Annotated in this window: 14 protein-coding genes; 2 read left to right on the forward strand and 12 right to left on the reverse strand. The window is 57.7% G+C overall.

Translation table 11 applies throughout. The annotated features are described in order from the left end of the window. Positions 1–11 precede the first annotated feature (11 nt). The 12 genes from rfbC to ACZ5SR_RS13490 all read right to left on the reverse strand — a co-directional run bounded on the left by rfbC (position 12) and on the right by ACZ5SR_RS13490 (position 7,598). Positions 12–560, reverse strand: a complete 549-nt coding sequence (rfbC, locus tag ACZ5SR_RS13435; protein WP_464449149.1) for a dTDP-4-dehydrorhamnose 3,5-epimerase — start codon at positions 558–560, stop codon at positions 12–14. Between the two features lie 9 nt (positions 561–569). Then, on the reverse strand, positions 570–1,004 hold the full coding sequence (locus ACZ5SR_RS13440; RefSeq protein ID WP_464449150.1) for a PIN domain-containing protein: 435 nt from the start codon (positions 1,002–1,004) through the stop codon (positions 570–572). A 2-nt stretch (positions 1,005–1,006) separates the two neighbouring features. Further along, entirely contained in the window at positions 1,007–1,258 is a 252-nt protein-coding gene (locus ACZ5SR_RS13445; RefSeq protein WP_464449151.1) for a FitA-like ribbon-helix-helix domain-containing protein, read from the reverse strand. A gap of 178 nt (positions 1,259–1,436) precedes the next feature. Next, positions 1,437–1,904 carry a hypothetical protein gene (locus ACZ5SR_RS13450; protein ID WP_464449152.1) on the reverse strand — a complete coding sequence of 156 codons (468 nt, stop codon included), beginning with the start codon at positions 1,902–1,904 and terminating at the stop codon, positions 1,437–1,439. Further along, positions 1,901–2,185, reverse strand: coding sequence for a nucleotidyltransferase family protein (locus ACZ5SR_RS13455; RefSeq protein ID WP_464449153.1), 285 nt, complete (start codon positions 2,183–2,185; stop codon positions 1,901–1,903). Before ACZ5SR_RS13455 ends, ACZ5SR_RS13450 begins: the two co-directional genes overlap by 4 nt. A 6-nt stretch (positions 2,186–2,191) precedes the next feature. Beyond that, positions 2,192–2,608 (reverse strand): type VII toxin-antitoxin system HepT family RNase toxin, encoded by a 417-nt coding sequence (gene hepT / locus ACZ5SR_RS13460; protein WP_464449154.1) that lies wholly within the window; start codon positions 2,606–2,608, stop codon positions 2,192–2,194. Further along, positions 2,598–3,005, reverse strand: a complete 408-nt coding sequence (gene mntA, locus ACZ5SR_RS13465; protein ID WP_464449155.1) for a type VII toxin-antitoxin system MntA family adenylyltransferase antitoxin — start codon at positions 3,003–3,005, stop codon at positions 2,598–2,600. The genes hepT and mntA overlap by 11 nt, the downstream gene beginning before the upstream one ends. A gap of 107 nt (positions 3,006–3,112) precedes the next feature. After that, positions 3,113–3,985, reverse strand: coding sequence for a glucose-1-phosphate thymidylyltransferase RfbA (gene rfbA, locus ACZ5SR_RS13470; RefSeq protein WP_464449156.1), 873 nt, complete (start codon positions 3,983–3,985; stop codon positions 3,113–3,115). Between the two features lie 268 nt (positions 3,986–4,253). Next, positions 4,254–4,976, reverse strand: coding sequence for a polyprenyl diphosphate synthase (gene uppS / locus ACZ5SR_RS13475; protein ID WP_464449157.1), 723 nt, complete (start codon positions 4,974–4,976; stop codon positions 4,254–4,256). A gap of 62 nt (positions 4,977–5,038) precedes the next feature. Continuing rightward, positions 5,039–5,590 carry a transcription termination/antitermination protein NusG gene (gene nusG, locus ACZ5SR_RS13480; protein WP_464449158.1) on the reverse strand — a complete coding sequence of 184 codons (552 nt, stop codon included), beginning with the start codon at positions 5,588–5,590 and terminating at the stop codon, positions 5,039–5,041. A 151-nt stretch (positions 5,591–5,741) separates the two neighbouring features. Further along, positions 5,742–6,044, reverse strand: a complete 303-nt coding sequence (locus ACZ5SR_RS13485; RefSeq protein WP_464449159.1) for an H-NS histone family protein — start codon at positions 6,042–6,044, stop codon at positions 5,742–5,744. A 246-nt stretch (positions 6,045–6,290) separates the two neighbouring features. After that, positions 6,291–7,598: a hemolysin family protein gene (locus ACZ5SR_RS13490; protein WP_464449160.1), complete on the reverse strand. Its 1,308-nt coding sequence runs from the start codon at positions 7,596–7,598 to the stop codon at positions 6,291–6,293. 119 nt (positions 7,599–7,717) lie between these two features. Here ACZ5SR_RS13490 and ACZ5SR_RS13495 point away from each other — a divergent pair, with 119 nt between their 5' ends. Together ACZ5SR_RS13495 and ACZ5SR_RS13500 are read left to right on the forward strand one after the other, a co-directional pair. Beyond that, positions 7,718–8,545, forward strand: coding sequence for a symmetrical bis(5'-nucleosyl)-tetraphosphatase (locus ACZ5SR_RS13495; protein ID WP_464449161.1), 828 nt, complete (start codon positions 7,718–7,720; stop codon positions 8,543–8,545). Positions 8,546–8,671: 126 nt separating this feature from the next. After that, entirely contained in the window at positions 8,672–9,310 is a 639-nt protein-coding gene (locus tag ACZ5SR_RS13500) for a Smr/MutS family protein (RefSeq protein WP_464449162.1), read from the forward strand. Positions 9,311–9,377: the final 67 nt, after the last annotated feature.

Here is a 9,377-nt window from a genome sequence, read left to right on the forward strand (position 1 = left end):
AGGTATGACGGTTAGAAGAGTTCGGCCTCGGCCAGGGGTTGGGCGGCTTGGTCTTTGGCGGAGAGTTTGGGTTGCAGGCCTGGGGGCCAGATGATGCCTATGGCGAGGTCGTTCCAGGCGATGCTGCGTTCGTGCTGGGGGGCGTAGTAGTCGGTGGTTTTGTACAAAAAGTCTGCTGTGTCAGTCAGCACCACAAAGCCGTGGGCAAAGCCCGGTGGCACCCAGAGTTGTTTGTGGTTGTCTTCGGTCAGCTCGACCCCAGCCCATTGGCCAAAGGTGGGCGAGCTTTGGCGGATGTCGACCGCCACATCAAACACCGCGCCGCGCACCACGCGCACCAGCTTGCCTTGGGGTTGTTGCACTTGATAGTGCAGGCCACGCAACACGCCTTGGGCGCTGCGGCTGTGGTTGTCTTGCACAAAGTTGACTTGAAGCCCAGTGACTTGGTTGAAGTCTTGCTGGTTGAAGCTTTCAAAAAAGAACCCCCGCGCATCGCCAAAGACCTTGGGCTCGAGGATGAGCAGGTCGGGGATGTGGGTGGGGGTGACGGTGTAGGGCATGGGTTGGAATCAGTGGTCTTGCCAAGGGTTGTGCAATTTCAGGCCTTCGATCCCAACGAAGTCCTTGGTGTTTCGGGTGACCAGTTCCAGGTTGGCCACCAATGCAATGGCTGCAATTTGTGCATCGGCTGTGTCAATGGGTCGCCCTGCAAGTTGGCGTTGCGCTCGCACCATGGCATAGCGGCCCACAGCCAAGCCCCCAAAGTCTAGGCAACGACCTGCAAAATCTTCTTCAAAAATTTGGCGGGCTGCTTGCGCCATGGCTTCACTGCGTTTGCCGCCTGGCATCAGGGCAATGCCTGCCAAGATTTCTGCATAGGTGATGACACTGGTGTGCAGTTGACTGGGAGCTTGAGCTGCAAACCAATCCAGCACTTGAGGCGCGGGCGTTGGGCGCATCAACTCAGACAAAACATTGGTATCGATCAGAAAGCCAGCGCTCACGGTCAGGTCAGGTCAGGGACGACTCGGGTGGCTGGCCGCTCGAGTTCTGGTATGGGGTCACCCCCCAAACCCTGGAAGCGCTCATGAATCCGCATGGCAAAGGCCAAACCGCTGGTGGGGCTTGCTTCTGCTGCCAATGTACTTTGCAAGATGTTTCTGACTTCTTGCTCCATGGACAGACCGTGGCGTGCAGCCCGAAGGCGCAAACTGGCTTTAAGTTGATCGTCCAAATTTCGAATGGTGATGCTGCTCATTTCACGCCCCCTGGTTTGATTGCAATGATTGCATTGTAATCATTTGGGGTGGCCCGCGCATCGACAAAGACCTTGGGCTCCAGAATGAGCAGGTCGGGGATGTGGGTGAGGCGCATGGGTTGGGTGATGGGGTGACTGATGCTGTGGTTTGCGGGGATTTGCTTGCAGGGGCAAGCTCCTACAGGGGCCGGGTGGAATAAGTTGCTTGGCAAAAGGCGGTCAGTTGATCGTGCCAACGCAATAGCTCTGGAGCAGCTTGGATCATTTGTTCAAAAAACTCGTGCAGAACTGCAGGGTCGTCTTCGTATTCGTGGTTGACGGCGTTGCGCAGTTCGCGGATATCTTTCCAGCGGTCTACCGAGTCGATGCAGCCAAGCTTTTCCATGTAGAGCAACACAGCGGTAAAGGGCTCTGATGGCTTTTCTTCTTCTACCGCCACGGCTTTCATGGTTTTGCCCATGTGTTCTTGGTATTCACTGAAGCGAATACGAAACGCGGCCAAGGTTTCGTGTTGGTCGGGCTGCAGGGCCTGCCAGTTCTGAATGGGCAACAAAGCTGCAACTTGGCCAATGGAATAGCTCAAGTAGTCGCGCATGCGAGCCAGGTGGTCCAGCTTTTTCCAGATCAGGGCGATGTGTTCGCTCACAAGCGGATGCCCTCTTGTTTTGCGATCAGTGCGATGGGGCTGAGGTCGCCAAAGGGTTTGACGATCAGGTCCACCGGCATATCGAGCTGGTCTTGCAGGCTGACTTTGCAGCGGATTTTTTTCATCAAATCGGGTTGCGTGGTTTCAACGTAAAGGTCGACATCGCCACCCTTTTGCGTGTCGTGCACCCGAGAGCCAAACAGCGTGACCTGCACGCCCTCACCCAGCACGGCTTGCGCGGTGCTTTTGATGGTGTGGATTTGGGCGGGGGTGAGGCGCATGGTCGCTTATGCAGAAAAAATCGGCTTCAACAGAAATTGGACTTGAAGCTGATATTGGCGTTCTTTAACCAGCGTTTCGATGACGGTCATGTCCACATTGAGGTAGTCATGCACGATGCGGTTGCGCAAACCAATGGCAGCCGTCCAATGGCGCATGGCTTCGTCGTCAATGGCGTGGTCTCTGTGCAGTTGGGCAAAAGCGTCGTATGCCGAGACGGGCACGGTTTGTTGGCTTTGCTTGATGAGCAATTTGGCTTTGCCAATGGCGTTTTCTGTCAGCACCTGAAGAGCATGCAGGACGCCCGCTTGCTCGAGGGCTGAAAGCGCTTGCTGTTGGTGCAGGCGTAGGCTCACGTCATCGAGCATAGCCTGCAGGTCGCGGGCCAGTCGCTCGGTTTCTTGTTGGTAAAGCTCAAGCCGCATGTTGGCTACGCCATTGGTTGTCTTCGAGCTGCGCCCAGGTGTTTTGCAAAAATCGCACCCACCCTAGGTCATCCGCAATGTGCAGTGGAATGCCTTCTTCAGCCACCAAGGCGCACATGGCCAAGCGGGCATCGGTCAGATCAATCAGGTCAACTTGGTTTTCGTTCACTTGCAGGGCATGGCGCAGATCTTGGCGCAACAGCTCTGTGGCCCCTAATTTGTCGGTGGCTGACACACTTTTGGACCATTGGATGGCGATGTCCCAGTCGCTGCCTTCGTGGGCCGTACCCGCTGCCCGGCTGCCCACCAAAACAGCAAATGCCAAATTGCCACGCTGCGACAGCACGGCTTGGGCTGTACTTTTGATGGTGTGGATTTCGGCAGGGGTGAGGCGCATGAAAATGAATCGTCATGCCCGAATTGATCGGGCATCCATGGTTTTACGGGGATGGATACCCGCATTCGCGGGTATGACAGTGTGTGTGGCGGGCATGACAGAAAAAATCACTTGAGCAGGTTCAGCAGGTATTGGCCGTAACCGTTTTTGGCCAAGGGCTGAGCGAGCTTTTGCAGGCTTTCGGCGGTGATCCACTTTTGGTGGAAGGCGATTTCTTCGGGGCAGGCGACCATGAGGCCTTGGCGTTTTTGCAGGGTGGCAATGAAGCCGGCGGCTTCCAGCAGGCTGTCGTGGGTGCCGGTGTCGAGCCATGCGTAGCCGCGGCCCATGATTTCGACGTTGAGCTGGTTTTGTGCCAGGTAGCGTTTATTCACATCGGTGATTTCGAGCTCGCCGCGAGCCGAGGGCTGGATGTCGGCAGCGATGTCGCACACCTGCTGGTCGTAAAAGTACAAGCCTGTGACGGCGTAGTTGCTTTTGGGGGCCTTGGGTTTTTCTTCGATGCTGAGGGCGCGCTGTTGGTCGTCAAAGTCGACCACGCCATAGCGCTCGGGGTCTTGCACGTGGTAGGCGAACACGCTGGCGCCTGTGGTGCGGCTGCTGGCGTTGTTCAGCAACTTGACCAAGTCGTGGCCATAAAAGAGGTTGTCGCCCAGCACCAGTGCGCTCGGGTCGTTGCCAATGAAATCTTTGCCGATGATGAAGGCTTGCGCCAAGCCGTCGGGGCTGGGCTGTACGGCGTATTGGATGTTCATGCCCCATTGGCTGCCGTCGCCCAGCAGGTCGGCAAAGCGCGGGGTGTCTTGCGGGGTGCTGATGAGCAGCACATCGCGGATGCCCGCCAACATGAGCGTGGTCAGCGGGTAATAGACCATGGGCTTGTCGTACACCGGCATGAGCTGTTTGCTCACGGCTTGCGTGACGGGGTACAGGCGCGTGCCCGAACCGCCAGCGAGGATGATGCCTTTGCGATGGGTCATGGTGGGGTGTTTGGGATGGCAGGCAGGCTACCGCAGTCCGGCAAGGTGTTTGCAGACCAGACGTCCAGGACGATTGGCTCAGCTTAGGCGCGTTAACTGACGCGAAGCTTGGCGAAAAGATGGTTTTGGACAGCCCATGATTGTATTCTTAAGAACGGTGGGGGCTTTCTTAAAAATACACCAAAAGAGTGCATAACCCAAAGATTTACGGGGGTATTTGAGGTGCTGGGCGCGGGTTAACCCGTGACGAGTCGGTGCCCCGCAGGCATCAAAGTGGTGCAGAGGAGCCGAAGCGGCGGTCACGACCAGCGAACCAGGTGATGGCTTCTTTCAGGCGCGCAGGAGAAAACTCGGGCCAGAGGTCGTCGGTGAAAAACATTTCGGCGTAGGCGGCTTGCCAGAGCATGAAGTTGCTGACCCGGGATTCGCCGCCCGTGCGGATGAGCAGGTCAACCTCGGGCGCATAGGCGGTGCTGAGGTAGGAGGCCAGTGCTTCTTCGGTCATGGCTTGCAGGGTTTGATCGGGGTGAGCGAGCTGCCAGGCTTGGGCGGCCTGGATCATGTCCCAGCGGCCGCCGTAGTTGGCACACACCGTGAGGGTGATCAGGGTGTTGTTGGCGGTTTGTTGCTCGGCTCGGGCAATCAGGTCTTGCAACACCAGCGCAAAGCGGGTTTTGTCGCCCACCACCTTCAGACGCACGCCGTTGGTGTTCATGCTGTCCACTTCTTTTTGCAAGTAGGTCATGAACAGGCCCATGAGGCTGGAGACTTCTTCTTCGGGGCGCTTCCAGTTTTCGGTGCTGAAGGCGAACAGGCTCAGGTGCGGCACACCGAGCTCGGCACAGGTCTTGACGATCTCGCGCACTTGCTTGGCCCCAGCCGCATGCCCCAGCGCTGCAGGCATGAAGCGGTTTTTGGCCCAGCGGCGATTGCCATCCATGATGATGGCGATGTGCTGCGGCAAGGGGTTGGTGGGCGTGGATGAAGACAAGGTGGCGTGCAGAGCTGAATGGTTGCAGATTTTAGAGGCATCTGACCTCTGGGCAGAAGAAGTCAGGTGTTGACTTCAACCTGGTGATGTTCAAGCTGCACCACTGTCGGGCGGCCCAAAATTTCGAGCAGCACGGCGACGCGTTTGCTGGAGACGCTTTGAATGAGGCCTTCGATGCCGCCCAAGGCGGTGTGTTTGAGGCGCACGGTTTGACCAGCCTTGAGGTTGCTGAGTTCTTGCAGCGTGGCGTGGTTGCGGTCTTCTTCAAGCTGGCGGATGCGGTGCACGAGTTCGTCTTGCAACTGCGCGGGTTCAAAGCCGAAACGGACGATGGTGGCGATGCCTTTGGTGCTGCGCACCACCGAGATGCTTTGCTCAGGCTTGCTGGGTCTGAACAAGATGTAGCGCGGGAACATCGGTTCAAACAGCGCCACCGGGCCTTGTTCGGTTTTTTTGAATTTTTTGTATAGGGGCAAATAGGCTTCGAAGGCTTGCTGCTCGAGGTTCACCAAGGCGATTTGTTCTTGCCGGGGTTTGGTGTAAGCCAGGTACCACCGGTCTGACGGCGCGGGAATGCCAAAGAAGGCGTCAGGGGTTTCGGGGTTCTGGGTCATTCGTTATTGTCTACAAGCTGTCTCTGCGGTGTATTTTAAAGGGGTGCGGCTTTGGCGTTTGCAATAACAAAACCCCGCAGAAGCGGGGTTTTGTTATTAAGTCACCGGAACAAAATGGGGCCAGTCGCCCTTGCGTTCAGGCCAATGAGATTCAGGCAATCACGAAAGGTGTGCGGTCTTTGCCTTCGATCCATTTGGGGGCTTTACCACGGCCTGTCCAGGTTTGGCCGGTGGCGGAGTCGCGGTATTTGGCAGCGACTTTGCTGGCAGCTTTGGCAGCGCCAGATTTGGCGGCACGGCCACCGGGGAAAATGTCTTGCGCAGTCAGGCCATATTCGGCGACCAGTTCGCGCACTTTGGCGACGGCGCTGGAGATTTCGTTTTGGCGGGCTTGGGCAATGGCTTGCTCCAGGGCTTCGCGTTGGGCCAATAAGTCTTTGTAGCTGGTGGTCATGTTAAATCCCGATTAGAAATAAGAGTCGTGAATATACACCAAGGATTATTGGAATACGCCGCATTTTGGATATACACCATATTAAATTGAAATTTATTTCAATTCAAAGAGCACAATTTTAAATTGAGCAAGCTTGTATTTCAGCCACCACCAAGGTAAATATGCCTGGCGAAGATAGATCCATTATTTATAATCGTTTAGAGATTCACGGCGTCTGCGTCCATTCGGGTTTGGGCGTGCGCCAAATTAAGGTGTGGGTGATGCATCTGGCGGCTGAGTGGCCATGACTTTGTCGATACGACGGCCTTCGAGTTCGATGACTTGAAAGTGCCAATCGGCCAATTCGATGACCTGCCCCTTGGCGGGCAATTGGCCCAGCGCATACATGAGCAAGCCTGCCAAAGTGTTGTAGCGGTTTTTGTCTTCGGCGGGCAGCTCTTTGATGTCGAGGCGTGCCTTGAGTTCGTTGACAGGCATGATGCCGTCGAGCAGCCAGCTGCCGTCTTCATTTTGGGTGGCCCAGGCATCGGTTTGGGTGTCGGGCTTGAGCTCGCCGGTGATGGCTTCGAGCAGGTCCAGCGGGGTGAGCAGGCCTTGCACTTCACCGTATTCGTCCACCACAAAGAGCATGCGGCTGGAGTGGTCGCGCATTTGTTCGAGCAGTTCCATGCCGGTCAGAGTTTCGGGCACGAAGTGGGCGGTTTGGGCGTGGTTTTCGAGGGGGCGCTCGTCGCTGTGCGGGAGCGCCAGCAGGTGCGACAGGCTGATGACGCCGATGACATGGCCCAAGCCGTCGCGGCAAACGGGGTACCAAGAGTGGTTGCCTTCGCCCCGCATTTGGTTGATGCGGTCCATGGCTTGCTGGGGCGTGAGGTTTGCTTCGAGCCACTGGATGTCGCTGCGCGGCGTCATCATGGAGGTGAGCGCGCGATCGTCGAGGTGGAAAACATTGCGCACCATTTGGTGTTCGTGCTCTTCGATCAAGCCGGCATCCACGCCTTCGACCAGGCTGGCGGTGATTTCTTCTTCGGTCACGGCGCGGCTGGCGTTGCTGTCGATGCGCATGAGCTTGAGCATGCCTTGTGTAGACAGGGAGAGCAATTTGACAAAGGGCCCAGCGGCTTTGGCCAACCAGGCCATGGGCCGCGCCACCAGACGGGCAACAGCTTCGGGGTAGAGCTGGCCAATGCGCTTGGGCACGAGTTCGCCAAAGATGATGGTGGTGAAGGTGATGATGGTGACGACGATGGCGGTGGCGGTGATGCTGGCCACCGATTCGGTCAGGCCCCATTGCATCAATTGCACGGCCACGCCCCCGCTGAATGCGGCTTCACCCACGATGCCGTTGAGCACACCAATCGAGGTGATGCCCACTTGCACGGTGGACAGGAACTGGGTGGGCTCTTCGAGCAGTTTGAGGGCAGCGTGAGCGCCTTTGTCGCCCGCCTCTTCCATGGCGGCCAGGCGGGCTTTGCGGCTGGAGGCCAGCGCCAACTCGGACATGGCAAAGACCCCGTTGAGCAGGGTGAGGAAAACGATCAGTAAAAAATCCATAACCGCCATTGTGCCAAGAGTGGCATGAAGCTTTGCGCAAAAGGTCACAAGCCCCATGAGATGGGGGTGTGCGGTTGAGCGATCCAGCGATTTGGGACAATCCGACCAACGAGGTGTTTATGGCTATTTATTGGGTGGGTGATGTTCAGGGTTGCGATGCGCCTTTGGGGCGCTTGCTGGACGAGGTGGATTTTTCGCCGAGCCGGGACGCTTTGTATGTGTTGGGCGATTTGGTGAACCGGGGGCCTGCGTCTGAACAGTTGCTGCGCCGCTTGATGGCGATGGGCAATGCGGTGCAGTGTGTGCTGGGCAACCACGACTTGCATTTGCTGGCGGTGGCGGCTGGCGCTGGGCGGCTCAAGCCGATGGACACGCTGGACGGCATATTGCAGGCGGCCGACCGCCCTGCCCTGCTGGACTGGCTGCGCCACCAGCGCATGGCGATTTGGGAGCATGGGGTGTTGATGGTGCACGCGGGGGTGCTGCCTTCGTGGTCGGTGGCACAAACCTTGGCTTTGGCAGGCGAGGCAGAAGCGGTGTTGCGCGGGCCCGACTTGAACGATTTTTTGCACCAGATGTATGGCAACGAACCAGCGGCTTGGCGCGATGATTTGACGGGTGTGGGCCGCTTGCGGGTGATCGTGAATGCGCTGACACGGCTGCGCTTTTGCTCGGCGGCCGGAGAGATGGAGTTCGCAAGCAAAGAAGGGGCCGGTGCGGGACCTGCGGGGTTCATGCCGTGGTTTGATGTACCGGGCCGGCAAACAACCGATGTAACGGTGGCTTTTGGACATTGGTCAACTTTGGGTTTGCTCCAACGCGATGACGTGTGGGCACTGGACACCGGTTGCGTGTGGGGCGGCTGCCTGAGCGCGATGCGGCTCGGACCAGACGGGCAGCGAGAGGTGATTCAGGTGAAGTGCGAGCAGGCGCAACGGCCAAGCTGAAGCGCAAATGGGGTCTGACCCTAATTAACAACAGCCTCTCTCCCTGTGGGAGCTCGCCCCTGCGGCCGAAGGTGTGAATAGGCTCAACGCCGGCTAAGCCAAGTCTTTTTGTGGCACGATCAACGGGTGAAAATCAATGCCCTGCAAGACCTCAAGAAGGTCCAGAAACAACTCGCCGAGGCCCATGAAAAAGCCAAAGCCGAAGAGGCCGCTCGCCTTGCCGCTGCTCGCCAGCGCGAGGCCGAGGCCAATTTGTTTGTGCGTGCGGTGGGTGTTGTTCAGCGGCTGCCCTTGCACGACCAAGCCACCATCAGCCCACCCGCGCCAGCACCCGTGGCATTGCAGCGAAAAAAAGACGAAGAAGCGGTTTTGCGCGATGCCTTGAGCGATGGTTTTGATGTGAGCACCTTGCTCGACACCGATGACGCACTGAGCTTTCGGCGTCCCGGCATCGGTATCGACGTGACCCAAAAGCTGCGCAAAGGCGGCTGGTCCATTCAGCGCGAGATTGACTTGCACGGTCTGCGCAGCGACGAAGCACGCGTGGCACTGGCCGAATTCATCCGCATCGCCCACCGTCAAGGCCTGCGGTGTCTGCGCGTGGTGCATGGCAAAGGCCTGGGCTCGCCGGGCAAGACCTCGGTCCTCAAACCCAAAGTCCACAGCTGGTTGATTCAAAAAAACCAGGTCATGGCCTTCGTCCAGGCCAAACCCGCAGAAGGCGGGGCCGGTGCCTTGCTGGTGTTGCTCAAACCATCGGGTTGAGCTGCTTCACTTGTCATTCCGTCTCGTCATTCCCGCGAATGCGGGAATCTTCGCCATGAAAACCATG

Source organism: Limnohabitans sp. TEGF002, assembly GCF_055395845.1.

Bases quoted from the DNA above. Each gene is read 5' to 3' on its own strand.
- rfbA (WP_464449156.1), bottom strand. From the start codon at position 3,985: ATGACCCATCGCAAAGGCATCATCCTCGCTGGCGGTTCGGGCACGCGC.
- rfbC (WP_464449149.1), bottom strand. From the start codon at position 560: ATGCCCTACACCGTCACCCCCACCCACATCCCCGACCTGCTCATCCTC.
- ACZ5SR_RS13490 (WP_464449160.1), bottom strand. From the start codon at position 7,598: ATGGATTTTTTACTGATCGTTTTCCTCACCCTGCTCAACGGGGTCTTT.
- nusG (WP_464449158.1), bottom strand. From the start codon at position 5,590: ATGACCCAGAACCCCGAAACCCCTGACGCCTTCTTTGGCATTCCCGCG.
- mntA (WP_464449155.1), bottom strand. From the start codon at position 3,005: ATGCGCCTCACCCCTGCCGAAATCCACACCATCAAAAGTACAGCCCAA.
- ACZ5SR_RS13485 (WP_464449159.1), bottom strand. From the start codon at position 6,044: ATGACCACCAGCTACAAAGACTTATTGGCCCAACGCGAAGCCCTGGAG.
- ACZ5SR_RS13455 (WP_464449153.1), bottom strand. From the start codon at position 2,185: ATGCGCCTCACCCCCGCCCAAATCCACACCATCAAAAGCACCGCGCAA.
- ACZ5SR_RS13445 (WP_464449151.1), bottom strand. From the start codon at position 1,258: ATGAGCAGCATCACCATTCGAAATTTGGACGATCAACTTAAAGCCAGT.
- hepT (WP_464449154.1), bottom strand. From the start codon at position 2,608: ATGCGGCTTGAGCTTTACCAACAAGAAACCGAGCGACTGGCCCGCGAC.
- ACZ5SR_RS13495 (WP_464449161.1), top strand. From the start codon at position 7,718: ATGGCTATTTATTGGGTGGGTGATGTTCAGGGTTGCGATGCGCCTTTG.